The organism is Nocardioides sp. Z35_8 (genome assembly GCF_059621125.1).
This window is the reverse complement of sequence record NZ_JCAQIE010000001.1, coordinates 2,285,228-2,308,966: the sequence shown is the minus strand read 5'-3', so window position 1 is coordinate 2,308,966 and position 23,739 is coordinate 2,285,228. Positions and strand designations below refer to the sequence as shown.

General features: G+C 71.9%; 22 protein-coding genes. 8 read left to right on the top strand and 14 right to left on the bottom strand.

The window, feature by feature from the left end; genetic code table 11:
- Nucleotides 1–47 precede the first annotated feature (47 nt).
- From AC54T2_RS11190 to AC54T2_RS11145, 10 genes are all read right to left on the bottom strand, one after another.
- Nucleotides 48–518 (bottom strand): DUF4112 domain-containing protein, encoded by a 471-nt coding sequence (locus AC54T2_RS11190; RefSeq protein WP_206054543.1) that lies wholly within the window; start codon nt 516–518, stop codon nt 48–50.
- Entirely contained in the window at nt 515–1,141 is a 627-nt protein-coding gene (locus tag AC54T2_RS11185; RefSeq protein ID WP_186341689.1) for a histidine phosphatase family protein, read from the bottom strand. Before AC54T2_RS11185 ends, AC54T2_RS11190 begins: the two co-directional genes overlap by 4 nt.
- On the bottom strand, nt 1,138–1,497 hold the full coding sequence (rsfS, locus tag AC54T2_RS11180; protein WP_186341688.1) for a ribosome silencing factor: 360 nt from the start codon (nt 1,495–1,497) through the stop codon (nt 1,138–1,140). The genes AC54T2_RS11185 and rsfS overlap by 4 nt, the downstream gene beginning before the upstream one ends.
- A complete protein-coding gene (gene nadD / locus AC54T2_RS11175; protein WP_496666265.1) occupies nt 1,494–2,216 on the bottom strand; it encodes a nicotinate-nucleotide adenylyltransferase in 723 nt (240 codons plus the stop codon). The genes rsfS and nadD overlap by 4 nt, the downstream gene beginning before the upstream one ends.
- A gap of 16 nt (nt 2,217–2,232) precedes the next feature.
- Complete coding sequence (locus tag AC54T2_RS11170; protein WP_206054541.1) at nt 2,233–2,382, bottom strand: hypothetical protein; 150 nt, start codon at nt 2,380–2,382, stop codon at nt 2,233–2,235.
- A gap of 18 nt (nt 2,383–2,400) precedes the next feature.
- Nucleotides 2,401–3,651, bottom strand: coding sequence for a glutamate-5-semialdehyde dehydrogenase (locus tag AC54T2_RS11165; protein WP_186341686.1), 1,251 nt, complete (start codon nt 3,649–3,651; stop codon nt 2,401–2,403).
- A 135-nt stretch (nt 3,652–3,786) separates the two neighbouring features.
- Entirely contained in the window at nt 3,787–4,740 is a 954-nt protein-coding gene (locus tag AC54T2_RS11160) for an electron transfer flavoprotein subunit alpha/FixB family protein (RefSeq protein WP_186341685.1), read from the bottom strand.
- A gap of 31 nt (nt 4,741–4,771) precedes the next feature.
- Nucleotides 4,772–5,554 (bottom strand): electron transfer flavoprotein subunit beta/FixA family protein, encoded by a 783-nt coding sequence (locus tag AC54T2_RS11155; protein WP_241005370.1) that lies wholly within the window; start codon nt 5,552–5,554, stop codon nt 4,772–4,774.
- Between the two features lie 156 nt (nt 5,555–5,710).
- Nucleotides 5,711–6,013 (bottom strand): hypothetical protein, encoded by a 303-nt coding sequence (locus AC54T2_RS11150; RefSeq protein ID WP_186341683.1) that lies wholly within the window; start codon nt 6,011–6,013, stop codon nt 5,711–5,713.
- 44 nt (nt 6,014–6,057) lie between these two features.
- The gene (locus AC54T2_RS11145) at nt 6,058–6,834 is read right to left on the bottom strand and encodes an enoyl-CoA hydratase/isomerase family protein (protein ID WP_186341682.1); all 777 of its coding nucleotides are present in this window, start codon (nt 6,832–6,834) and stop codon (nt 6,058–6,060) included.
- An 83-nt stretch (nt 6,835–6,917) separates the two neighbouring features.
- Here AC54T2_RS11145 and glgX point away from each other — a divergent pair, with 83 nt between their 5' ends.
- Nucleotides 6,918–9,095 (top strand): glycogen debranching protein GlgX, encoded by a 2,178-nt coding sequence (glgX, locus tag AC54T2_RS11140; RefSeq protein WP_496666181.1) that lies wholly within the window; start codon nt 6,918–6,920, stop codon nt 9,093–9,095.
- Nucleotides 9,096–9,113: 18 nt separating this feature from the next.
- Here glgX and AC54T2_RS11135 read toward each other — a convergent pair whose 3' ends face one another.
- The gene (locus tag AC54T2_RS11135) at nt 9,114–10,022 is read right to left on the bottom strand and encodes a helix-turn-helix domain-containing protein (protein ID WP_496666180.1); all 909 of its coding nucleotides are present in this window, start codon (nt 10,020–10,022) and stop codon (nt 9,114–9,116) included.
- A 62-nt stretch (nt 10,023–10,084) separates the two neighbouring features.
- On the bottom strand, nt 10,085–10,552 hold the full coding sequence (locus AC54T2_RS11130; RefSeq protein WP_241005368.1) for a MarR family winged helix-turn-helix transcriptional regulator: 468 nt from the start codon (nt 10,550–10,552) through the stop codon (nt 10,085–10,087).
- Between the two features lie 57 nt (nt 10,553–10,609).
- Between AC54T2_RS11130 and AC54T2_RS11125 the strand changes: the two genes are divergently transcribed.
- Complete coding sequence (locus AC54T2_RS11125; RefSeq protein ID WP_186341679.1) at nt 10,610–10,978, top strand: hypothetical protein; 369 nt, start codon at nt 10,610–10,612, stop codon at nt 10,976–10,978.
- A gap of 14 nt (nt 10,979–10,992) precedes the next feature.
- Here AC54T2_RS11125 and AC54T2_RS11120 read toward each other — a convergent pair whose 3' ends face one another.
- Nucleotides 10,993–11,322 (bottom strand): hypothetical protein, encoded by a 330-nt coding sequence (locus AC54T2_RS11120; protein ID WP_496666179.1) that lies wholly within the window; start codon nt 11,320–11,322, stop codon nt 10,993–10,995.
- A gap of 64 nt (nt 11,323–11,386) precedes the next feature.
- Nucleotides 11,387–13,969 carry an alpha-glucan family phosphorylase gene (glgP, locus tag AC54T2_RS11115; protein WP_496666178.1) on the bottom strand — a complete coding sequence of 861 codons (2,583 nt, stop codon included), beginning with the start codon at nt 13,967–13,969 and terminating at the stop codon, nt 11,387–11,389.
- 190 nt (nt 13,970–14,159) lie between these two features.
- On the opposite strand from glgP, the gene AC54T2_RS11110 reads away from it, so the two are divergent.
- The 6 genes from AC54T2_RS11110 (at nt 14,160) to AC54T2_RS11085 (ending at nt 23,739) form a co-directional block, all read left to right on the top strand.
- Complete coding sequence (locus tag AC54T2_RS11110) at nt 14,160–16,154, top strand: alpha-1,4-glucan--maltose-1-phosphate maltosyltransferase (RefSeq protein WP_186341676.1); 1,995 nt, start codon at nt 14,160–14,162, stop codon at nt 16,152–16,154.
- Between the two features lie 23 nt (nt 16,155–16,177).
- Complete coding sequence (gene treS / locus AC54T2_RS11105) at nt 16,178–17,905, top strand: maltose alpha-D-glucosyltransferase (protein WP_186341820.1); 1,728 nt, start codon at nt 16,178–16,180, stop codon at nt 17,903–17,905.
- Nucleotides 17,902–19,308, top strand: coding sequence for a maltokinase N-terminal cap-like domain-containing protein (locus tag AC54T2_RS11100; protein ID WP_186341675.1), 1,407 nt, complete (start codon nt 17,902–17,904; stop codon nt 19,306–19,308). The genes treS and AC54T2_RS11100 overlap by 4 nt, the downstream gene beginning before the upstream one ends.
- Before the next feature lie 137 nt (nt 19,309–19,445).
- Nucleotides 19,446–21,365: a 1,4-alpha-glucan branching protein GlgB gene (gene glgB / locus AC54T2_RS11095; RefSeq protein ID WP_496666177.1), complete on the top strand. Its 1,920-nt coding sequence runs from the start codon at nt 19,446–19,448 to the stop codon at nt 21,363–21,365.
- A 231-nt stretch (nt 21,366–21,596) separates the two neighbouring features.
- Nucleotides 21,597–22,538 carry a type IV toxin-antitoxin system AbiEi family antitoxin domain-containing protein gene (locus AC54T2_RS11090; RefSeq protein WP_496666176.1) on the top strand — a complete coding sequence of 314 codons (942 nt, stop codon included), beginning with the start codon at nt 21,597–21,599 and terminating at the stop codon, nt 22,536–22,538.
- Nucleotides 22,539–22,713: 175 nt separating this feature from the next.
- A complete protein-coding gene (locus AC54T2_RS11085; protein WP_186341672.1) occupies nt 22,714–23,739 on the top strand; it encodes an NUDIX hydrolase in 1,026 nt (341 codons plus the stop codon).

The following is a 23,739-nucleotide window of genomic DNA, read 5'->3' as shown; positions in this document are numbered from 1 at the left end:
GAACACTAGCCGACGCCCGACGGCAGGTGAAATCCGGGGGGTCCTGCTCAGGTCAGCCAGCGCCAGAGGAACCAGATCCCGAGCACCGTCGCCACCACACCGGCGACGACCGGCACCAGCATCAGCGCCACGGCGCCGACGACGTACGCCGTGCTCGGGGGCTCGCGCAGCGGCTGGCGCTCGATCTCGCGCATCAGCAGGCGCACGTTCTTGCGGTTGGCCCGGTGGGCGACGTCGAGCAGGTCGCCGACCCCCGGGACGAGGCCCAGCAGCGCGTCGACGAGGAGGTTGAGGCCCATCCACGCCAGCACCGGCATCGGCACCCGGGCACGGATGGCGTCGCGGACGATGATCCCCGACAGGGCGCTGCCGACGGCGTCGCCGATGCCCGGCACGAGCCCGACGAGGGCGTCGAGACCGACGCCGATGCGCGTCCCGGGCACCGTCACCGCGTCGTCCATCACCCGCGCCAGCTGGCGGCTCAGGGTGACGTCGACCTCGCGGGCCCGCTCGCTCACGCCACGACCCGGTTCCACGCCGTGAGCCGCCAGCGCACGGCGCCACCGGTCCACGCGGAGGCCGAGTGGGTGAGCTCGACCCACCCGCAGTTGGCCAGCACGCCCAGACCGTCCCCGGCGTCGTCGCCCCAGCCGAGGAAGGCAGGGACCGCGGTGCGCAGGGCGGCCCCGTGCGAGACGACGATGCCGGTCTCGCCCTCCCCCAGCCCGTCGGCGTACGACGTCAGCGCCGGCAGGAGCCGCGCCACCACGTCGGCGCGGGTCTCCCGGCCCGGGATCGCCGCGATGTCGCCGGCCAGCAGGGCGGCGTGCTCGTCGGGGTGGGCGCCGGCGTACTGCTCGTCGGTGAGCCCGACGCGGTTGCGCCCGACGTCGTACTCGCGCAGCCGCGGGTCCAGCACGGGCTCCAGCCCGGCCTCCGCGGCCACGACGGCCGCCGTCGCGGCCGCCCGGGCCAGGTCGGAGGACCACACCGCGACGGGCCGCAGCGCGGCCAGGACGGGTGCGACCGCCTTGGCCTGCGCCTCACCGACCTCGTCGAGGGGGACGTCGGCGTGGCCCTGCGCGCGCCCGGTGTCGTTCCACTCCGTGCGGCCGTGGCGGAGCAGGACGAGGCGTCTCACGTCAAGGTCAGCGGGATGAGCGGGCAGTCGCTCCACAGGCGCTCGAGGGCGTAGAAGGTGCGCTCCTCCTCGTGCTGCACGTGCACGACGATCTCGCCGTAGTCGAGCAGCACCCACCGCCCCTCCTTGTGGCCCTCGCGCCGGATCGGCTTGGCGCCCACCTCGCGGAGCTTGTCCTCCACCTCGTCGACGATGGCGCCGACCGCGCGCTCGTTGCTGGCGCTGGCCAGCACGAAGGCGTCGGTGATCGCGAGCTGGTCGCTGACGTCGAACGCCAGGACCTGGTCGGCCTTCTTGTCGTGGGCGGCCTGGGCCGCGACGGCGACGAGGTCGAGGGCGTGGTCGGTGGCAGTCATGCCGTGTCCTTGCTGCTGGAGGTGCTGCTGGAGGTGCTGCGGGGAGTGCTGCGGGGAGTGCTGCTGGGAGTGCTGCTGGTGACGCGGGCGGCCCCGGGGCCGGAGCGGCCGGGAGCCGACGCGCCGTCGGTGTAGAGGCCGTGCTTGGCGATGTACTGCACCACACCGTCCGGCACGAGGTACCACACGGGCTCGCCGCGACGCTTGCGCTCGCGGCAGTCGGTCGAGGAGATCGCCAACGCCGGGATCTCGACCATGGTCACCCGGTCGGCCGGGATCTTGGCCAGCGCGCTGGGGTCCATCTCGTAGCCGGGCCGGGTGCAGCCCACGAAGTTGGCGAGCGCGAAGAGCTCGTCGGCGTCGCGCCAGGTGAAGATGTCGGCGAGCGCGTCGGCACCGGTGATGAAGAACAGCTCGGCGTCGGGCATCTCCGCCTTGAGGTCGCGCAGCGTGTCGATCGTGTAGGTCTTGCCCGCGCGGTCGATGTCGACGCGGGAGACGTTGAAGCGCGGGTTGGCGGCCGTGGCCACCACGGTCATCAGGTAGCGGTGCTCGGCGCCCGCGACCTCCCGGTCGCTCTTCTGCCACGGGTCGCCGGTGGGCACGAAGACGACCTCGTCGAGGTCGAACCAGGCCTGCACCTCGGACGCCGCGACCAGGTGGCCGTGGTGGATGGGGTCGAAGGTCCCACCCATCACCCCGACGCGACGCTGCCCCACCGGACCGGCCACGGGCTCAGCTGTGCTCGCGACCGCCACCGAAGGAGACCACGGCGAACAGCAGGACGAGCAGCAGGCCCAGGGCGATGGCCCCCACGGCGTAGGGGTGGATCGCGGGCGAGTGCTCGCCGGTCTCGGCGGCAAGCGGGATGACGGTGCTCAGCATGGGCTCACCCTACCGGCATCACCGGACGTGGCCCTCGCCGACCACGACGTACTTGCTCGACGTCATCTCCGGGAGCCCCATCGGGCCGCGTGCGTGGAGCTTCTGGGTGGAGATGCCGATCTCGGCCCCGAAGCCGAACTCACCGCCGTCGGTGAACCGGGTGGACGCGTTGACGATCACCGCGGCGGAGTCGACGGCGGCGACGAAGCGGCGGATCGTGGCCTGGTCGCGCGCGACGATCGCCTCGGTGTGGCCCGAGGACCAGCGGCGGATGTGCGCGATCGCGCCCTCGACGTCGGTGACGACGGCTGCGGAGATCTCCGGGCCCAAGAACTCGGCGGCGTGGTCCTCGTCGGTCACCGGGACCACGTCGTCGTACTCCGCGAACGAGCGGTCGCCGTGGATCAGCACCCCGGCGTCCTGCAACGCCTCGACGACGGTCGGCAGGAACTCGTCGGCGACGTCCTCGTGCACGAGGAGCGACTCGGCCGCGTTGCACACGCTCGTGCGGTGGGTCTTGGAGTTGAGCACGATCGCGAGCGCCTGCTCGAGGTCGGCCGAGGCGTCGACGTAGACGTGGCAGTTGCCCACCCCCGTCTCGATGACGGGCACGGTCGACTCCTCGACGACGCTGCGGATCAGCCCGGCACCGCCGCGCGGGATGAGCACGTCGACGAGGCCGCGCGCCCGCATCAACGCCTTGACGCTGTCGTGCGACTCCCCCGGCACGAGCTGCACGGCGTCCTCCGGCAGGCCGCTGCCGGCCAGCGCACCGCGCATCGCGGCGACGATGGCGCCGTTGCTCGACCGGGCGCTCGACGAGCCCCGCAGCAGCACCGCGTTGCCGGCCTTGAGGCAGATCCCGGCCGCGTCGGCCGTGACGTTGGGACGCGCCTCGTAGATCATCCCGACGACCCCGAACGGCACCCGCACCTGACGCAGCTCCAGGCCGTTGGCGAGCGTGCTGCCGCGCAGCACCTCGCCGACGGGGTCGGGCAGCGCGGCCACGTCGCGCAGGCCCTGCGCCATCGCCTCGAGGCGGGAGTCGTCGAGCCGGAGCCGGTCGACGATGTGGGCGGGCGTGCCGGCCGCGTCGGCCCGGGCGACGTCCTCGGCGTTGGCGGCCAGGATCTCCGGGCTGGACGACACGAGGGCGTCGGCCATCGCCCGCAGCGCGGCATCCTTGGTCGCCCGTGTCGCCGTGGCCAGGTCGTGGCTCGCGGTCCGGGCGCGCTGGGCCGCCTGCCTGACGTCGTCCTCGCTGCTCATGCGCACGAGGGTAGGCCGAGCCGGCCGGCCCGCGGACGGCGTCTCGCATCACGACGGCGGGGTCGTGGCCCGGACGCGCAGCGACCCGGCAGGAGTCCTGCCGGGTCGCTGTGCACGGTCGGGCGTGCGGGTCGCTCAGCCCTTGCGCTCGGCGATCTTCTCGGTGGCGGCGGGCAGCACCGTGTGGAGGTCTCCGACGACACCGAAGTCGACGAGCTCGAAGATCGGGGCCTCCGGGTCCTTGTTGACCGCGACGATGGTCTTCGAGGTCTGCATGCCGGCGCGGTGCTGGATCGCACCGGAGATGCCGTTGGCCACGTAGAGCTGCGGCGAGACGGTCTTGCCGGTCTGGCCGACCTGGAACGCGTGCGGCATCCAGCCCGAGTCGACCGCGGCACGCGAGGCGCCCACCGCGGCACCGAGCGAGTCGGCGAAGCCCTCGATCGGGTCGAAGTTGCCGCCGGTGCCACGACCGCCCGAGACCACGATCGCGGCCTCGGTGAGCTCGGGACGACCGGTGGACTGGCGCGGCTGGGTGGCCACGACCTGCGCACCCTTGGCGGCGTCGGACACGGTCGCGGCGAACGCCTCGACCACACCCGCGCCCTCGGCCTCCTCCGGAGCAGCGGAGTTGGGCTTGACCGTGATGATCGGCGTACCGGTGGTGACCTTCGCCTGGACGGTGAAGTTGCCGGCGAACACGCTCTGCGTCGTGACGCCGCCCTCCTGCACGTCGACGGCGTCGGTGATCAGCCCGGAGCCGATCTTGATCGCCAGCCGCGCGGCGACCTCCTTGTTCTCGAACGTCGAGGGCAGCAGGATCGCGGCCGGGTTGCTCTTCTCGACCAGCTGCTGCAGCGCCTCGGCCTTGGGCGCGACGAGGAAGCCCTTGATCGGGGCGTCGTCGATCACGTAGACCTTCGCGGCCCCGTACTTCTTGACCTTCTCGGCCACCGCGTCGCCCTGCTCGGGCGAGCCGAAGAACACCGCGGACGGCTCGCCGAGGCGGCGCGCGATGGTGAGCAGCTCGTAGGTCGGCTTCTTGACCTCGCCGGCGGCGTGGTCGATGACAACAAGAACCTCAGACATGTGGTGTCTCTCTCCAGTCTCGGCAGCCGGCTCAGATGAACTTCTTGGACGCGAGGAAGTCGACCAGCGCGCCGGCGCCCGAGCCGTCCTCGTCGGTGACGATCTCACCGGCGGTGCGCGGCGGACGCGCGGTGGTGTCCTCGACCCGGCTGTAGGCCACCGACAGCCCGACCTGGTCGGCATCGAGCCCGAGGTCGGACAGCGACCACGTCTCCAGCGGCTTCTTCTTCGCCGCCATGATGCCCTTGAACGACGGGTAGCGGGCCTCGCCCGACTGGTCGGTCACGCTGAGCACGATCGGCAGCGTCGCGCCGATGACCTCGGTCGAGCCCTCGTTGTCACGCTTGATCCGCACCTGGTCGCCCTGCGACTCCACCACCGAGGCCAGTGTCACCTGCGGCAGGCCCAGGCGCTCGGCCAGCATCGCCGGCACCACGGACCCCGCGGCGTCGGTCGAGGCCATCCCGCAGATCACCAGGTCGGCACCGGTGTCGGCCTTGACCTTCTCGATCGCCTTGGCCAGCACCAGCGAGGTGCCGAGGTAGTCGGAGCCCGCGATCGCGTCGTCGACCACGTGGACACCGGCGTCGGCGCCCATCTGCAGCGCCTTGCGCACCGCGTCCACGGCCTTCTCCGGCCCCACGGTCAGCGCGGTCACGGTGATCTCCTCACCCTCGCGCTTCTCGCGGAACTGCAGCGCCTGCTCCACGGCGTACTCGTCCAGCTCGGACAACAGCCCGTCGACGCCGACGCGGTCGACCGTGAAGTCGTCCTCGAACTTGCGGTCGGCCGTCGCGTCCGGCACGTACTTCACACAGACAACAATGTTCATGGTGGTGTGGCCTCGCGGCCCCTCCTGTGCACTCGGATGTGTGGGTGAGGCTACCGGCCGGTCATGACCGATCGGAATGGTCGTGCGGGTGCGGTGGCTCACAGTGGCGCACAGTGGCGCACAGTGGCACCGACGGCGTCAGGGTCGGACGATGCGCTCGAGGATCCGCCCGGCGACCAGCCAGGCCACCGCGCCGAGGCCCCAGTTGAGCAGCGCGTTCTTGACCTCCGCGCCCCGCCCGCGGAAGTCCTTGATCCCGTCGTGGCGGGAGAACACCCCGAGGTCGGCGAGGTCGGCGGCGCGGAGCACGACGTCGACGAGGGCGTTGGACCTGTTGGCCTCGAGGGCGATCAGCAGCGCCCCGACCGCCAGCAGCAGTGCCGCGAGCGCGCACGCCAGCCAGATGAGCTGGGCGAGCGTCGCCCGGATCTTGGTGACCACAGCGCAGTGCCTCCCCGTGTCTTCCCGTGTCTTGCCGGCGTCGTTCAGCGGCCCACGAACGTGGCCTTGCCGGGCCCGTTCTCGACGAACGACGTCATGCCGCGGGTGCGGTCCTCGGTGGCGAAGATGCCGGCGAACTGCTGGCGCTCGATCTCCAGCCCCGTCTCGAGGTCGACCTCGCTCCCCCGGTCGATGCACTCCTTGGCGGCGCGGATCGCCAGCGCGGCGGCCCCGCGGAACTGCGCGGCGTAGGCCACCGACTCCTCCAGCACCTTCGCGGCCGGGACCACCCGGTCGACCAGGCCGATGCGGAGCGCCTCGTCGGCCTTGACGAAGCGGCCGGTGAAGACGATGTCCTTCGCCTTGGCCGTCCCGACCAGGCGGGCGAGCCGCTGCGTGCCGCCCGCGCCGGGGATGATGCCGAGCAGCACCTCGGGCTGGCCGAACACGGCGTCCTCGGCCGCGAAGCGCAGGTCTGCGGCGAGGGTGAGCTCGCAGCCGCCGCCCAGGGCGTAGCCGTTGACGGCGGCGATGACGGGCTTCGGGATCCGGGCGATGGCCGTCGTGGCCGAGCTCACCGACGCGGAGAGCTTCACCATCTCGGCGTGGGTCATGCCCGCCATCTCCTTGACGTCGTTGCCGGCCGCGAAGACCCGCTCGCCGCCCCACAGCACCACGGCCCGTACGTCGTCGCGCTCGGTCACCTCGGCGGCGGCCTCGCGCAGGTCGGCCTGCACCTGGCTGCTGATCGCGTTCATCTTCGGACGGTCCAGCCGCAGCACCGCGACCCCGTCGGTCACGTCGATCGAGACGAACTCCATGGTGGCTCCCTGGTCGAGTGGTTGGCGCGGCCCGTGCGTGGCGCATTGTGCCGTGCCGCGGCGATGGCACCACAATGGCCCGCGTGACGCCACCCCCGGAGACGACGCCCGTGTGGAACCACGACGGCGAGACCCGGTCGGTGTGGCCGGGTCGCAACCACCCGCTGGGGGCGACGTGGTCCGCTGAGTCGACCAACTTCGCCGTCTACGCCCCGGAGGCGACGGCGATGTGGGTGTGCCTGTTCGACGAGGACGGCTCCGAGACCCGCCACCGGCTCAGCGAGCACTCGCTGGGCGTGTGGCACGGCGCCCTGCCCGACGTGGCGCCGGGCACCCGCTACGGCTACCGGGCCGACGGTCCGTGGAACCCCGACGCCGGGCTGAGGTTCAACCCCGCCAAGCTGCTGCTCGACCCCTACGCCAGGGCCGTCTCGGGCGACCTGGTCGTGGACGACGCCATCTTCGGCTACGTCAAGGGCGAGCCGGCGAGGCGCAGCGACCTCGACTCGGCGCCCTACGTCCCGCGCAGCGTCGTGGTCCACGACGACTTCGACTGGGGCGACGACCGGTCGCCGGACCGGCGGTGGCGCGACACGGTCATCTACGAGCTGCACGTCAAGGGCATGACCGAGCTGCACGACCGCGTGCCCGAGCACCTGCGCGGCACCTATGCCGGCCTCGCCGCCCCCGCGGTGACCGACTACCTCAAGGACCTCGGCGTGACCGCGGTCGAGCTGCTGCCGGTCCACCAGTTCTTCTCCGAGCCCGCCCTCTCCGCGCGTGGGCTGGTCAACTACTGGGGCTACAACTCGCTGTGCTTCTTCGCCCCGCACAACGCGTACTCCTCCTCGGGCGACCGCGGCGAGCAGGTCGCCGAGTTCAAGCAGATGGTCAAGGACCTCCATGCCGCCGGGCTCGAGGTCATCCTCGACGTGGTCTACAACCACACCGCCGAGGCGGGCCCGTCGGGGCCGACGCTGAGCTTCCGGGGCCTCGACGACCGCGGCTACTACCAGCACGTCGTGCCGCGCGAGCCCGCGACGGGCAAGGCGCCGGAGCCGGTGCGCTACTGGGACGTGACCGGGTGCGGCAACACCGTCGACGCCACCCGCACCCAGAGCCTGCGGCTGATCCTCGACTCGCTCCGCTACTGGGTCGACGAGATGCACGTCGACGGGTTCCGGTTCGACCTGATGAGCGCGCTGTCACGCACCGACCAGGCGGTCGACATGGGCTCGCACCTGCTCACGGCGATCGGCCAGGACCCCGTGCTGCGGCACGTGAAGCTGATCGCGGAGCCGTGGGACGCCTCCATGGAGGGCTACCGGGTCGGACAGTTCCCCCCGCCGTGGATCGAGTGGAACGACCAGTTCCGCGACACCGTGCGCGACTTCTGGCGCGGCCACTCCGGCGGCGTACGCACGGTCGCGACGCGGCTGGCCGGATCGAGCGACCTCTACGCAGACGACGGCCGCTCCCCCTACGCGTCGGTCAACTTCATCACCGCCCACGACGGCTTCACGCTGCGCGACCTGGTGTCCTACGACGTCAAGCACAACGAGGCCAACGGGGAGGACAACCGCGACGGCAGCGACAACAACCGGTCGTGGAACTGCGGCGTCGAGGGCGAGACCGACGACCCCACCATCCTCGCGCTGCGCCGCCGCCAGGCGGCCAACCTGATGGCCACGCTCTGCTTCTCCAGTGGCGTGCCGATGCTCACCGCCGGCGACGAGCGCGGGCGCACCCAGCACGGCAACAACAACGCCTACGGCCAGGACAACGAGACGTCGTGGATCGACTGGCGCCCCGACGACGCGTGGCTCGACGTCTACGAGATCACCAAGGCCGCGCTGCGACTGCGCCGGGAGCACCCGGTGCTGCGCCAGCGGCACTGGTTCGCGGGCCGCCCCACCATCAAGGGCGGGATGAAGGACCTCGTCTGGGTGCACCCGAGCGGACGCGAGATGACCGTCGCGGACTGGAACGACGACTCCATCCGGACCATCGGGATGTTCCTCAACGGCGCCCCGCTCCGCTCCCCCGGCCCACGCGGGGAGCAGGTGCGGGACCGCTCGTTCATGATCTGGCTCAACGCCGGGGTCGACGACGTCGAGCTGGTCCTGCCCGCCAACACGTGGGTCCACCACGGCGAGGTGGTGCTGTCGACCAACCCCGACGTGGCGGTCGGCACGCCGGTCGTGGCGGGCGGGACGCTCGGGCTCCAGGCCCGCTCGGTGCTGGTGCTGCGCGAGACCTGAGACCCCGGCCAGGTACGGCTAGGCGGGTGCGCCCACCCACTCCATCGGGTCGCCGGCGTCGAGGTCGGTGATCCCCAGCTTCTCCAACGCGCCGAGCACGACGAGGCGTCGTACGGCCGCGAAGGTCAGCACGTGCGCGATCATCCCGCCGTAGGTGAAGACCCGCGGCGTCTCGCAGGTGACGTCGACGAAGGTGTCGTCGAGACGCCCCTCCTCGACGGTCGTGCGCACCTGGCTGAGGAACGCCGGGCCCTCCTCGGCGAGCTCGTGCCGCAGGGCGCGGGGCGACTTGCCCCGCTCCTGGGCCCAGTCGTAGGAGCGCTGGTCGACGGCGGCGTTCCACTGGGCCAGCTGGCCGACCAGGCGGCCGAGCACCGACCGGACGGTCATGTCGTCGTCGATGGTGCCGATGGGCACCTCGATCGGGGCGTCGAGCTGTTCGTCGGTCAGGCGCGAGGCCCGCTCGATCATCTCGCCGGTCAGCCAGATGTGGTGCTCGATCATGCGTGTCACCAGGTCCATCGGTGTCACCTTTCGTGAGGTCGGCAGCCGCAGGCTGCCGGGCGGGTGGAAGTGCACTCCGCTCGCGCCCTCGATCTGGGTGCGGGTGGGGTGCAGACGCCAGCGGCTCGGCGGGGTGCCGTACTCCCGCGCGAACGCCCGGGTGAACGCCTCGTGGGAGCCGAAGCCGGCCTCGAACGCGATGTCGACCACCTGGTGGTCGCTGGTGATCAGGCGGTGGGCCGCGCGCTCGAGCAGCAGCCGGCGACGCATCCGCTCCGGTGCCTCCCCACCGGCCGCCGACACCACCCGGGTGAGGTGGAACCGGGACAGGTGGAGCCGGCGGGCCCGCGCCTCGCCACCGAGGTCGAGGGTCTCGGCCAGGGCGTCGAGGAAGGCCGCGAAGGTGTCGGCCGCTGTCGTCATGACCACCACCTTCGTCCGTGGCGGGACGGGGCGCTTGATCGCACGTGCGCAGTCTGCACCCGTCAGGCCGGCGCGGTCTCCGTCGCTGCCTTGGCGGCGCCGATGACCTCGGTCAGCCGGTCGCGCAGGTCCACCAGATCGGCCAGGTCCATCCCGAGCCGGCACAGGATGGTGCCGGGCACCTCGAGCGCCTGCGCCCGCAGGCCGCGGCCCTTCTCGGTCAGCGCCACCGCGAGGCTGCGCTCGTCCGCCGGGTTGCGGTCGCGGCGGACCAGCTCGGCCGCCTCCAGCCGCTTGAGCAGCCGCGACAGCGTGCCCGGGTCGAGCTCGAGGCGGCGGCTGAGCTCGGTCACCGACAGCGGCTCCTCGCCCCACAGCGCCAGCATCACGAGGTACTGCGGGTGGGTCAGCCCCATCGGCTCCAGCACGGGCCGGTAGACCGAGATCACCGTGCGGGACGCCACCGCGAGCGCGAAGCAGACCTGCTGCTCGAGGGCGAGGGGATCCTCGATTGGGCGCGGCGTGGACACCTTGTTAGCCTAGCAATCGTTGTCGCAACAACCGATTCGTCGAGAGAGGCACCTCAGATGGCTGGCAGCGTCCCCGCGCGACGTACCGAGAAGGGCCGCGGCCACCTCCTCGACCTCGACGCGCCGCGCCGGGTGGTCGCCGATCCCGAGAAGGACGCCCGCGACCTCGCCCGCGTGCAGCGATGGGTGATGTCCACCCTCGCCGTCAGCACGATCCTGCACCTCGTCGTCGGCCTCGTCGCCGCGGCCGTGATGCTCGACGACGTCCCCGACTCCTCCAAGATCGGGCTCACCATCATCGCGGGCATCTTCGGCGCCTTCGCGGTCGCGGCCGGCCTGGCGATCCACGGCCGGCGCATCGTGTCGCCGTGGCTGCTGCTGGGGCTGGTCCCCACCGGCGTCGGGCTCTGGCTGACCTTCGCCTGACCGTCGACGCGGCCCTACAGACCCAGCACCCGGGCGGCGACCAGGTAGGCCGCGCGCACCCCGTCGGGGTCGTGGGCGCCGGCGTGGCCCTCGACGCCCGCCGCGCGCGAGCGCACGGCCGCGCCCGGGTCGGACGCCACCAGGTCGGCGGCGAGCGCCGTGACAGCGATCGTGCGGTCGTGCTCGTCGAGGTGGTCGAGCGCGAGGCTGTCGTGCAACCGCCCGGCCGCCTCCGCCATCAGCTCCCGGGCGAGCTCCCCGTCGACCTCGGGCCGGGCAGCGGCCGCCGAGTCGGCCGCAGCGAGGAAGGGTGCCAAGAGGTCCGGGGGCGGCGGCGCGGCCATGGGGCCATCGTCGTCGCGACGCCCGGCGGTGGCAACGGGGTGTCGCCCGCCCCGCGCGCGACGCTCAGGCGGGCTCGGCCACCAGGCCCAGCTCGGCCACCGAGGCCAGCGACGGGTTGCGCGGCACCACGCGGACGGTGTAGCCGAACGGTCCGGAGACCGCCAACGGCACCGAGGCGTCGAAGCGGTGGCGGTTGCCGTCGTAGGACTCCCCCACCTGCATCGGCGTGACCGTGGTCGCGGTCAGCACGTCGTCGGCGCCGGTGCGGCCGTGCACGACCTGGACCTCGACGTCGTCCGGGGAGAGCGAGCCGAGCGCCACGTAGGCGCGCACGCCGAGCGTGGCACCCACCACCGCCTGGTCGCCGACGCCCTCGGAGTCGACGTGCTCGACACGGACGCCGGGCCACGCGGCGCGCACCTCGGCCTTCCAGTGCGACAGCGTGCGGGCGCCGGTGTAGTCGGAGTTGAGGGTGCGCGCGGTGCGCGCGGCCGGGGCGTAGAGCTCACGGACGTAGTCGCGCACCTGGCGGGTGGCGAGCACCTTGGGGCCGAGCGACTTGAGCGTGTGGCGCACCATCTCCAGCCACCGCGGGGGCACGCCCTCGTCGTTGGTCTCGTAGAAGCGCGGGACGACCTCGATCTCGATGAGGTCGTAGAGCGCGGCGGCCTCGAGGTCGTCGCGCCGGTCGGGGTCGACGATCCCGTCGGCCGACGGGATCGCCCAGCCGTTGTCGCCGTCGTACCACTCGTCCCACCAGCCGTCGAGGATCGAGAGGTTGAGCCCGCCGTTGAGCGCGGCCTTCATGCCGGAGGTGCCGCAGGCCTCGTAGGGCCGCAGCGGGTTGTTGAGCCACACGTCGCAACCGGGGTAGAGCGGCTGCGCCATCGCGATGTCGTAGTTGGGCAGGAACGCGATGCGGTGGCGGACCTCGGGGTCGTCGGCGAAGCGCACCATCTCCTGGATCAGCCGCTTGCCGGTCTCGTCGGCCGGGTGGGCCTTGCCGGCGATGACGAGCTGGACGGGACGCTCGGGGTCGAGCAGCAGCCTCTTCAGGCGCGCGGGGTCGCGCAGCATGAGCGTGAGCCGCTTGTAGGTCGGCACGCGCCGCGCGAAGCCGATCGTCAGCACGTCGGGGTCGAGTGCGGTGTCGATCCACGTCGTCTCGGCGGGGGCGAAGCCCCGCTTGGCCGCCGAGCGACGCATCCGGTCGCGGGCGTCGTCGACGAAGCGCGTGCGCAGGCGGCGCTTGAGGTCCCAGATCTCGCTGTCGGCGACCTGGTCGACCAGCGGCCACAGGGCGTCGGTGTCGTCGCCGTCGATGTCGGCGCCGCGACTGGCGGCGAGCTCGACGACCTCACGTGCGATCCACGTCGGTCCGTGGACGCCGTTGGTGATGGAGGTGATCGGCACCTCCGCCTCGTCGAACGCCGGCCAGAGCCCGTTGAACATGCCGCGCGAGACGTGCCCGTGCAGCTCGGAGACGCCGTTGGCGCGCTGGGCGAGGCGGAAGCCCATCACCGCCATGTTGAACACGTTGGCGTCGCCGCCCTCGTAGTCCTCGGCGCCCAGCGCCAGCACGCGCTCGACCGGCACGCCCGGCGTCGGGGAGTTGCCCCCGAAGTACTGCGAGACGAGCTCGCGCGGGAAGCGGTCGATGCCGGCGGGCACCGGCGTGTGGGTGGTGAACACGGTGCCGGCACGGGAGACCTCGAGCGCGGTGTCGAAGTCGAGGTGCGGTCCGTCGTCGGCGACGGTGAGCTCGCGGATGCGCTCGATGCCGAGGAACCCGGCGTGCCCCTCGTTGGTGTGGAAGACCTCCGGGACCGGGGCGCCGGTGATGCGCGACCACGCCCGGAGCGCACGGACGCCGCCGACGCCCAGCAGCAGCTCCTGGCGCAGCCGGTGCTCGGAGGTGCCGCCGTAGAGCCGGTCGGTGACGTCGCGGTAGTGGGCGCTGTTGTCCTCGATGTCGGTGTCGAGCAGGAGCAGCGGCACCCGCCCGACCTGCGCGACCAGGATTCGGGCGATGAGGTCGGGGCCGTCGGGCAGCGCGATCGACACCGAGGCGCGGGTGCCGTCTGCCTCCCGCAGCTGCGAGAGCGGGAGCTCGTCGGGGTCGAGCACCGGATAGCTCTCCTGCTGCCAGCCGTCGCGGTCGAGGGACTGCTCGAAGTAGCCGTGGCGGTAGAACAGCCCGACACCGATCAGCGGGATGCCGAGGTCGGAGGAGGCCTTCAGGTGGTCGCCGGCGAGGATGCCGAGGCCGCCGGAGTACTGCGGCAGCACCGAGGTGATGCCGAACTCGGGCGAGAAGTACGCGATCGCGCGCGGGGCGTCGGCGCCCGCCTTGCGGGCGTACCACCGGTCCTCGGAGAGGTAGCGCTCCAGGTCGGCGTGGGCGGCGTCGAGGCGCGCGCGGAAGTCGGCGTCGCCGGCCAGCTCGTCGAGCCGCTCGCGACCGACGGCGCCGAGGAAGCGCACCGGGTCGCCGGACACCTCGCGCCACAGCGCCGGGTCGATCGAGGAGAACACGTCCTGGGTGGGCGGGTGCCACGACCAGCGCAGGTTTCCGGCCAGGACGGACAGCGCCGTCAGCGGCTCGGGCAGGACGGGACGGACAGTGATTCGTCTGAACGCTCGCACCGGCATGACGCTAGGGCATTTGTTGGAACGCTCAAAGGGCGCCCCCGCTTCGCCGGACCGCGTCGCCACGACACCGTCGGTCGCGTGCGTCACACGCACGCCCCGGCCGGCCACCAGCGAGCCGTCCCAAGGGGTGGCCTCGACCCCGGTCGGCTTGCGTGCGCGGGGTCGGGTTCGCAAGTGTGGGGCCATGGTTGGACGGATACCCGTGATGGATGTCTCGCCCGTGGTCGACCTCGGTCGGCAGTCGGCCAAGGCCACGGTCGGCGAGCCGATGCCCGTACGCGCGTCGGTGTTCCGCGAGGGGCACGACCAGCTGTCCGCCGAGGTGGTCGCCATCGATCCGTCGGGCCGTTCGCGCCCCCCGGTCCGGATGACCCCCGAAGGCGCGGAGCCCAACCGCTACGTGGCGCACATCACCCCGGACGTCGAGGGCGAGTGGACCTTCGAGATCCACTCCTGGTCCGACCCGATCGCGACCTGGCAGCACGACGCCGGTCTCAAGATCCCTGCCGGCGTCGACGTCGAGCTCATGTTCACCGAGGCCCGGTTGCTGCTCGAGCGCGTCTCCAGCGCCACCGGGGCCGACGCGCTCGACGAGCACGCGGCAGCGGTGGTGGCCGGCGCCCACGCGGCCGCGAGCGACACCGAGCGGCCCGTGGCGGCTCGGCTGGCCGCCCTCCAGGACCCCGAGCTCGACGCCGTGCTGCTCGCCCACCCGGTGCGCGAGCTGCTGACCGTCACCGGCCCGTTCCGCTTCCGCGCCGACCGCACCCGCGCCCTCTACGGCAGCTGGTACGAGTTCTTCCCCCGCTCGGAGGGCGCGACCCGCGACGAGAGGACCGGCAAGGTCACCACCGGCACCCTCCGCACGGCCGCCGAGCGGCTCGACCGGGTCGCCGAGATGGGCTTCGACGTCATCTACCTCCCCCCGATCCACCCGATCGGCGAGGTCAACCGCAAGGGACCCAACAACAGCCTCGACCCCGGCCCCGACGACCCCGGCTCGCCGTGGGCGATCGGCAGCCGGCACGGCGGTCACGACGCCATCCACCCCGACCTCGGGACGTTCGAGGACTTCGACGCGTTCGTGGCCCGCGCGCGCGAGCTCGGCCTGGAGGTCGCCCTCGACCTGGCGCTGCAGGCGGCGCCCGACCACCCGTGGGTGACCACGCACCCGGAGTTCTTCACCACCCGGGCCGACGGCACGATCGCCTTCGCGGAGAACCCGCCGAAGAAGTACCAGGACATCTACCCGGTCAACTTCGACAACGACCCCGCCGGCATCTGCCGCGAGGTGCTGCGCATCGTCAAGCTGTGGATGGCGCACGGGGTGCGGGTCTTCCGCGTCGACAACCCCCACACCAAGCCGCTCGCCTTCTGGGAGTGGCTGCTGGCCGAGGTCCGGCGCACCGACCCCGACGTGGTCTTCCTGTCCGAGGCGTTCACCAAGCCGGCGATGATGCACGGCCTCGGCGCGGTGGGCTTCCACCAGAGCTACACCTACTTCACCTGGCGCACGGCCCGGCGCGAGATCGAGGACTACCTCCTCGAGCTCTCGCACCGGTCCGACCACCTGATGCGGCCCAACTTCTGGGTCAACACCCCCGACATCCTCCACGCCTACCTGCAGTACGGCGGCCCGGCGGCGTTCAAGGTGCGCGCCGCGCTCGCGGCCACCGGCTCGCCGAGCTGGGGCGTCTACGCCGGCTACGAGCTCTTCGAGCACGTGGCCGTCAAGCCCGGCTCGGAGGAGTACCTCGACTCGGAGAAGTACCAGATCCGCATCCGCGACTGGGAGCGGCACGACGCCGAGGGGACGACCCTGGCGCCCTACCTGACCCGGCTCAACGAGATCCGTCGACAGCACCCCGCGCTCCAGCTGCTGCGCAACGTGACGATCCATTCCAGCGACGACGAGCAGGTGCTGGTGTTCTCCAAGTCGCACACCCTCCCCGACGGGCAGCGAGACATCGTCATCAGCGTCATCAACCTCGACCCGCACGGCACCCGCGAGACGATGGTCCACCTCGACATGCCCGCGCTCGGCATGGACTGGCACGACTCCTTCATCGCCCACGACGAGATCACCGGCGCCGACTGGAGCTGGACCGCGCACAACTACGTACGCCTCGACCCCGGTTACGAACCCGCCCACGTCATCTCCATCAGGAGGACCCCTTGACCGACCACCCCACGTCCGCCGCGATGCCGACGGACGCCACCCGTGCGACCGCCGTGCTCAACGCGGAGCCCGAGTGGTTCCGCACGGCGGTGTTCTACGAGGTGCTGGTGCGGTCCTTCCACGACTCCAACGGGGACGGGACGGGCGACTTCAAGGGGCTGATCGAGAAGCTCGACTACCTCGAGTGGCTGGGCGTCGACTGCCTGTGGGTGCCGCCGTTCTTCACCTCGCCCCTGCGCGACGGCGGCTACGACGTGGCCGACTACAACAACATCCTCCCCGAGTGCGGCACGGTCGAGGACTTCCACGAGTTCATCGACGCCTGCCACCAGCGCGGCATCCGGGTGATCATCGACTTCGTCATGAACCACACGAGTGACGCCCACCCGTGGTTCCAGGCCAGCCGCAGCGACCCCGAGGGCCCCTACGGCGACTTCTACGTGTGGTCCGACACCGACGAGCTCTACCAGGACGCCCGCGTCATCTTCGTCGACACCGAGCCGTCCAACTGGACGTGGGACCCGGTGCGCCAGCAGTACTTCTGGCACCGCTTCTTCCACCACCAGCCCGACCTCAACTTCGACAACCCCAAGGTCCACGACGCGATGCTGGACGCGATGGCGTTCTGGCTCGACATGGGCCTCGACGGCTTCCGCCTCGACGCGGTGCCCTACCTCTACGAGCGCCCCGGCACCAACGGCGAGAACCTCCCCGAGACCCACGAGTTCCTCAAGAAGTGCCGCCGCTTCGTCGACGAGAACTATCCCGGCCGCGTGCTGCTGTGCGAGGCCAACCAGTGGCCGGCCGACGTGGTGGAGTACTTCGGCCCCGAGCGCACCGAGGACGGCCGCTGGGTCGGCACCGAGTGCCACATGGCGTTCCACTTCCCCGTCATGCCGCGCATCTTCATGGCGGTGCGGCGCGAGTCGCGCTTCCCGATCTCGGAGATCCTCGAGCAGACGCCCCAGATCCCCGAGGGCTGCCAGTGGGGCATCTTCCTGCGCAACCACGACGAGCTCACGCTCGAGATGGTCACCGACGAGGACCGCGACTACATGTGGTCGGAGTATGCCCACGACCCGCGGATGAAGGCCAACATCGGCATCCGCCGTCGGCTCGCGCCGCTGCTCGACAACGACGTCAACCGGATGGAGCTGTTCACCGCGCTGCTGCTCTCGCTGCCCGGCTCCCCCGTGCTCTACTACGGCGACGAGATCGGGATGGGCGACAACATCTGGCTCGGCGACCGCGACGGCGTCCGCACCCCGATGCAGTGGACGCCCGACCGCAACGCGGGCTTCTCCGCGGCGACGCCGGGCAAGCTGCACCTGCCGGCCATCCAGGACCCGGTCTACGGCTACCAGTCGGTCAACGTCGAGGCGCAGCTGGAGAACACGTCCTCGCTGCTGCACTGGACCCGGCGGCTCGTGCACGCGCGGCGGCGGCACCCCGCGTTCGGCCTCGGCGACTTCGTCGACCTCGGCGGCTCCAACCCGAGCGTGCTGTCCTACATCCGCGAGCACGACGGACCCGACGGGCGCGACGTGATCCTCTGCGTCAACAACCTGTCGCGCTTCCCGCAGCCGGTCGAGCTCGACCTGCGGCAGTGGGAGGGCATGATCCCGGTCGAGCTGCTCGGCGGCGTCCCGTTCCCGGCGATCGGCGAGCTGCCCTACCTGCTGACGCTGGGCGGCTACGGCTTCCTCTGGCTGAGGCTGACCGATCCGAGCACCACGAGGGTGGAGCCATGAGCAGGACAGAGATCAGGAGCTGGATCGACGGCGCGCGCTGGTTCGGCGGCAAGGGGCGCGACTGGGAGCTGGGCGACGTACGCCGCGTGGGCGTCCTGCCCGGGGCGCCCGACGGCCTGCGCGTGACCGTCGAGCTCGCCGAGGTGGCGTTCGACGACGGGTCGAGCGAGCTCTACCAGCTGCCGCTGGCGTTCTACACCGAGCCGCAGGAGCGCATCGCGCACGCCCTCATCGGCGAGTGGGACGACGAGGAGGCGGGACACGCCTTCGTCTACGACGCACTCCACGACCGGCAGGCGATGGCCCTGTGGCTGGCCGGGTTCGCCCGCCACGGAGTCGCCCCGGCACCGCCGTCCGACGCGCGCGGCGACCTGATGTTCCACCGGCTCCCGGGCCACGAGCTCGACCTCGAGGCGCACTCCACGCTCTTCTCCGGAGAGCAGTCCAACTCCTCGGTCGCCTTCGGCGAGGACGCGCTGATGAAGGTCTTCCGCAAGGTGACCCCGGGCGTCAACCCCGACATCGCGATCCACCAGGTGCTGACCGAGGCCGGCTCGACCCACGTCGCCGCGCTCTACGGGTGGCTCGACCTGGTCGACGAGGAGACCAACACCACCATCCAGCTCGCGATGCTCCAACAGTTCCTCCGCACCGCCAGCGACGGGTGGGACCTCGCGCTGGCCAGTGTGCGCAACCTCTTCGCCGAGGCCGACCTGCACGCCGACGAGGTCGGCGGCGACTTCGCGGGCGAGGCCGCCCGGCTCGGCGTGGCGCTCGCCGAGGTGCACGCCGACCTGGCCGCGCACTTCCCCGTCGAGCGGCGCGACGCCACGGCCATCGACGAGCTCGCCAGGGCGATGGAGGAGCGGCTGGTCGCGGCCCTCGACGTGGTGCCCGACCTCGCCCCCCACGAGGCCGGGCTGCGTGAGCGGTTCGCCCGCCTGCGCGAGCTCGACGCCGTCGAGGTGCAGCAGGTCCACGGCGACCTGCACCTGGGGCAGACGCTGCGGACGGTCAAGGGCTGGAAGATCGTCGACTTCGAGGGCGAGCCGGCCAAGCCGCTCGCCGAGCGTCTCCGGCCCGACTCGGTGTGGCGCGACGTCGCCGGCATGGTCCGCTCGTTCGACTACGCGCCGCGCGTCGTGGCCCTCTCGAGCACCGGCGCCGAGGCGCCCGGCGAGGCCGAGCAGCGTGCCTACCGGGCCTCGGAGTGGGCCGCGCGCAACCGTGCGGCGTTCCTGGACGCCTACACCGCCCAGCTGGGCGAGGACTCCCAGGACGCCAACGGGGTACTGCTCGACGCCTACCTCGCCGACAAGGTCGTCTACGAGGCGGTCTACGAAGCCCGCAACCGTCCGGGATGGATCTCCATCCCCCTGGCAGCGTTGGAGGAGACGTCATGACCCAGACCCCCCGCACCCCCCGCACCCCCCGCTCGGGGTCCCCGAGCCAGGCGCCCGCGGCCCCCGCCGCTCCCCCCGTCACTCCCCCGGCCTCGCCGGTCTCCCCTCCCGCCTCCCCTCCCGTCGAGGCCCCTCCCGTGTCCCCGCCTGCTCCCCCCGTCTCCGCCCCCGGGACCCCGGCCGGCGACCCGCACGCCCCGGGCGAGCTCGACCTGCACCTGATCGGCGAGGGCCGCCACGAGCTGCTGTGGACCGTGCTCGGCGCGCAGGCCGGCGCCGACGGCACGTCGTTCCGCGTCTGGGCCCCCAACGCGCTCGAGGTCCAGGTGGCCGGCGACTGGGCCGGCTGGGACGGTGCCGCGCACCCGATGACCCGGCTCGACGGCTCGGGCGTCTGGCACGCCCACGTCGAGGCCGCCGGCGTCGGCTCGCACTACAAGTACCGCATCCGTGGCGCCGACGGGCAGTGGGTCGACCGTGCCGACCCGCTCGCCCAGTACGCCGAGAAGCCGCCGCGCTCGGCCTCGGTCGTGTGGAGGTCCCAGCACGAGTGGAACGACGACGCGTGGCTGGAGAGGCGCCGCACCGCCCAGCCCGTCGACGAGGCGATGTCCACCTACGAGGTGCACCTCGCGTCGTGGCGCAAGCACTACTCCGGCGAGCTCTACTCGTGGGACGAGATCGCCGACGCGCTCGTGCCCTACGTCTGCGACCTCGGCTTCACCCACGTCGAGTTCATGCCCGTGATGCAGCACCCGTTCGGCGGCTCCTGGGGCTACCACGTCACCTCCTACTTCGCCCCCGACTCGCGCTTCGGCGACCCCGACGGCCTCAAGCGGCTCATCGACCGGCTGCACCAGGCCGGCATCGGCGTGATCCTCGACTGGGTGCCCGGCCACTTCGCCACCGACGAGTGGGCGCTGGCCCGCTTCGACGGCACCCCGCTCTACGAGGACCCCAACCCGCAGCGCGGGTGGCACAAGGAGTGGGGCTCCCACATCTTCAACTTCGGGCGCAACGAGGTGCGCAACTTCCTCTACGCCAACGCGGTCTACTGGCTCGAGGAGTACCACGCCGACGGTCTGCGCGTGGACGGCGTCGCCTCGATGCTCTACCTCGACTACGCCCGCGAGCACGGCGAGTGGTCGCCCAACAAGCACGGCGGACGCGAGAACCTCGAGGCCGTGCAGTTCCTCCAGGAGATGAACGCCACCGTCTACAAGCGGGTGCCCGGCATCGTCACCATCGCCGAGGAGTCGACCGCGTGGCCCGGGGTCACCGGACCCACCAGCGAGGGCGGCCTCGGGTTCGGCTTCAAGTGGAACATGGGCTGGATGCACGACTCGCTCAACTACGTCGCCAAGGACCCGCTCTACCGCAGCCACCACCACGGCCAGCTGACCTTCTCCCTGGTCTACGCCTACGCCGAGAACTACGTGCTGCCCATCAGCCACGACGAGGTCGTGCACGGCAAGGGCTCCCTGCTGCGCAAGATGCCGGGCGACCGGTGGCAGCAGCTGGCCAACCTGCGCGCCTACCTCGCCTACATGTGGGCGCACCCCGGCAAGCAGCTGCTCTTCATGGGCTGCGAGTTCGGCCAGGAGTCGGAGTGGGCGGAGAGCCGGGAGCTGGACTGGTGGCTCCTCGAGCACCCCGAGCACGCCGGCGTCCACGCGCTCGTACGCGACATGAACCACGCCTACACCGAGACCGCCGCGCTGTGGGGCCGGGACAACGACCCGTCCGGGTTCCAGTGGATCGACGCCAACGACGCGGGGCGCAACACCTTCTCGTTCGTGCGCCGCTCCCCCGGCGAGCCCGACCTGGTGTGCGTGGCCAACTTCGCCGGCACCCCCCACGAGGGCTACCGCCTCGGCATGCCGTCGGCCGGCACGTGGACCGAGATCCTCAACACCGACGCCGACGCCTACCACGGCTCCGGCGTGGGCAACCTCGGCTCGGTGACGGCGGTCGCGGGCGACCACCACGGGCAGCCGGCGTACGCCGACATCGTCGTACCCCCGCTCGCCACCGTCTGGTTCCGCAAGGCCGACTGACCCCCGCGCTCGCCGCTGGTTCATCAAGGTATGTCGTCGAACCCGCACTTCCCATGGTCAGCTCACCGTGGGAGGTGCGGGTTCGTCTGCATCCCTTGATGAACCAGCAGACGGCGACACGGAGAGGTGCGCGGACCACCAGCCGTCCCCAGACCCCCTTCCATGGTGGTTGTCCACAGTGAGGTGGACCGCCACTGCCGGCGTGCGCGTTGCGCGGTCGAGGGTGCTGTCATGGATGACCCGCTTCGCGCCGTCTCCCGGGAGAGCGGCTTCTTCACGCGTGCCCACGCCCGTGAGGCCGGGTACGACGATCGCGCGGTGGCGCGCGAGCACCGGTCGGGCAGATGGGTGCGGATCCGGCGCGGCTACTACGTCTTCCCCGACGTGTGGCACGCCGCCAGTGCCGAGGAACGACACCTCGTGCGCTGTCGTGCGGTCCTCGACTCGTTGGGCGACGTCGTCGCCCTGAGCCACGTCTCGGCGTGCCTCGCGTGGGGGATCGACGTCTGGGGCGTGCCGCTGGACCGCGTCCACGTCACCCGGCTCGACGGTGGCCCCGGGCGCGTGGAGGGCGATGTGGTCCACCACGAGGGCTTCGTGGCCGACGACGAGGTGACCGAGGCTGGTGGCGTCCGCGTGCTGACGGCGCCGAGATGCGTCCTCGAGGCGGGTTCCGCGGCGACCGCGGAGGCGGCGCTCGTGCTGCTCAACTCAGCGCTGCACCGAGGAGAGTGCACGATCGCCGACATCGGCAACCAGTTCGACCTCATGGCTCGGTGGCCGCGCATGCGCCATCTCCACGTGCCGGTGCGCATGGCGACCGACCAGGCGGAGTCGGTCGGGGAGTCCCGCGGGCTGTGGCTCTTCTGGGTCGAGCACCTGCCCGCGCCCGTCCTGCAGCACGAGGTGTACGCCGGCGGACGGCTCGTGGGGCGTACGGACTGGGCGTGGCCGCGTCACCACGGCCTGGGCGAGTTCGACGGCAGGGTGAAGTACGGCCGGCTCCTCCGGCCGGACCAGGAGCCCGGCGAGGTGGTCTTCCGCGAGAAGCGACGTGAGGACGAGCTCAGGGAGGTCACCGGCGCCTGGATGGTCCGGCTCGTCTGGGCCGACCTCGACCAGCCTGCTCCCACGGCCGCACGCCTGCGCCGGCTGATGTCTGCGGCCAGCTGACGTCGTACGCCGCGCTCGCGGGCCGCATGAGCGGTGACGGTTCATCAAGGTATGCAGCCGAACCGGCACTTCCCGTCCTCAGCTCGCCGAGGGAAGTGCAGGTTGGCCTGCATACCTTGATGAACCAGCAGCAGCAGGGACCCCGCCCCCACCCCGCTCTGGCTAGGGTGGTCCGGTGCCTGCCCCCCAGCCGACGCTGACTGACGGGACCGTCACGCTTCGACCGTGGCGCGACGACGACATCGAGCCCGCCGCGGCGGGACACGACGACGACATCGACTTCTGGTTCGGCAACGCCGAGCGCCCCACGGTCGAGGCGCAGCGCGAGATCGTGCGCGGGTGGCGCGAGCGCGCCGCGAGCGGCGACTTCGCCAGCTTCGTCATCGAGGAGGCGACGACCGGCGGACCGGCGGGGGTGGTCGAGGTGCGCCGGATCGCCGAGCGGGGCGTCGAGCTCTCCTGGTGGTTGTACGCCGGCCGGCGCGGTCGCGGGCTGGCGACGCGTGCCGTGCGCGTGGTCACCGACTGGGCGCTGACCGGCGCCGACCAGGGCGGCTGGGGCGCGACCCGCGTCCAGGCCCGGGTCGAGCCGGGCAACCGGGCGAGCATGCGCGTGGCCACCCGGGCCGGCCTGCGCCAGGAGGGTGTCCAGCGGGTCGAGCCCGGGTCGGGCGACCGCCCGGAGACCACCGAGTACGTCGTGCTGGCGCGGCTGGCCGGCGACCCGCCGCTGTCGGACCCCGAGAGCTTCCGCTCGCTGCTCAACTCCTTCCTGCCCCGCAAGCGGGCCATCTCCCAGATGCTGCTGCGCGACCCCGACGGCCGCGTGCTGCTGTGCCAGCTCACCTACAAGCGCGACTGGGACCTCCCCGGCGGCGTCGTCGAGGTCGGCGAGTCCCCGCGGCTCGCGGTGCAGCGCGAGGTGGAGGAGGAGCTCGGCCTCGAGGTGGAGCCCGGCGCCCTCGTGCTCACCGACTGGTTGCCGCCGTGGGGCGGCTGGGACGACGCGCTGTGCCTGGTCTACGACGGCGGCACCCACGCACCGGAGGTGCTGGAGGACGTGGTGATGCAGGAGCGCGAGATCCGCGACGTGCGCTTCTGCACGCTCGAGGAGGTCGACGAGCTGGCCGCGGACTTCACCGCCAGGCGGGTGCGCGCGGCCGTTGAGGGGACACTGCCGTATACGGAGTCCGGCCGCTGA

Excerpts from the sequence above, each read along its gene's own strand:
- treS (WP_186341820.1), top strand. The coding sequence starts at position 16,178 with ATGCCGACGGACGCCACCCGTGCGACCGCCGTGCTCAACGCGGAGCCC.
- AC54T2_RS11110 (WP_186341676.1), top strand. The coding sequence starts at position 14,160 with ATGGTTGGACGGATACCCGTGATGGATGTCTCGCCCGTGGTCGACCTC.
- AC54T2_RS11135 (WP_496666180.1), bottom strand. The coding sequence starts at position 10,022 with ATGACGACAGCGGCCGACACCTTCGCGGCCTTCCTCGACGCCCTGGCC.
- AC54T2_RS11165 (WP_186341686.1), bottom strand. The coding sequence starts at position 3,651 with ATGAGCAGCGAGGACGACGTCAGGCAGGCGGCCCAGCGCGCCCGGACC.
- AC54T2_RS11090 (WP_496666176.1), top strand. The coding sequence starts at position 21,597 with ATGGATGACCCGCTTCGCGCCGTCTCCCGGGAGAGCGGCTTCTTCACG.
- AC54T2_RS11160 (WP_186341685.1), bottom strand. The coding sequence starts at position 4,740 with ATGTCTGAGGTTCTTGTTGTCATCGACCACGCCGCCGGCGAGGTCAAG.
- AC54T2_RS11100 (WP_186341675.1), top strand. The coding sequence starts at position 17,902 with ATGAGCAGGACAGAGATCAGGAGCTGGATCGACGGCGCGCGCTGGTTC.
- AC54T2_RS11170 (WP_206054541.1), bottom strand. The coding sequence starts at position 2,382 with ATGCTGAGCACCGTCATCCCGCTTGCCGCCGAGACCGGCGAGCACTCG.
- AC54T2_RS11120 (WP_496666179.1), bottom strand. The coding sequence starts at position 11,322 with ATGGCCGCGCCGCCGCCCCCGGACCTCTTGGCACCCTTCCTCGCTGCG.
- AC54T2_RS11145 (WP_186341682.1), bottom strand. The coding sequence starts at position 6,834 with ATGGAGTTCGTCTCGATCGACGTGACCGACGGGGTCGCGGTGCTGCGG.
- AC54T2_RS11125 (WP_186341679.1), top strand. The coding sequence starts at position 10,610 with ATGGCTGGCAGCGTCCCCGCGCGACGTACCGAGAAGGGCCGCGGCCAC.
- rsfS (WP_186341688.1), bottom strand. The coding sequence starts at position 1,497 with ATGACTGCCACCGACCACGCCCTCGACCTCGTCGCCGTCGCGGCCCAG.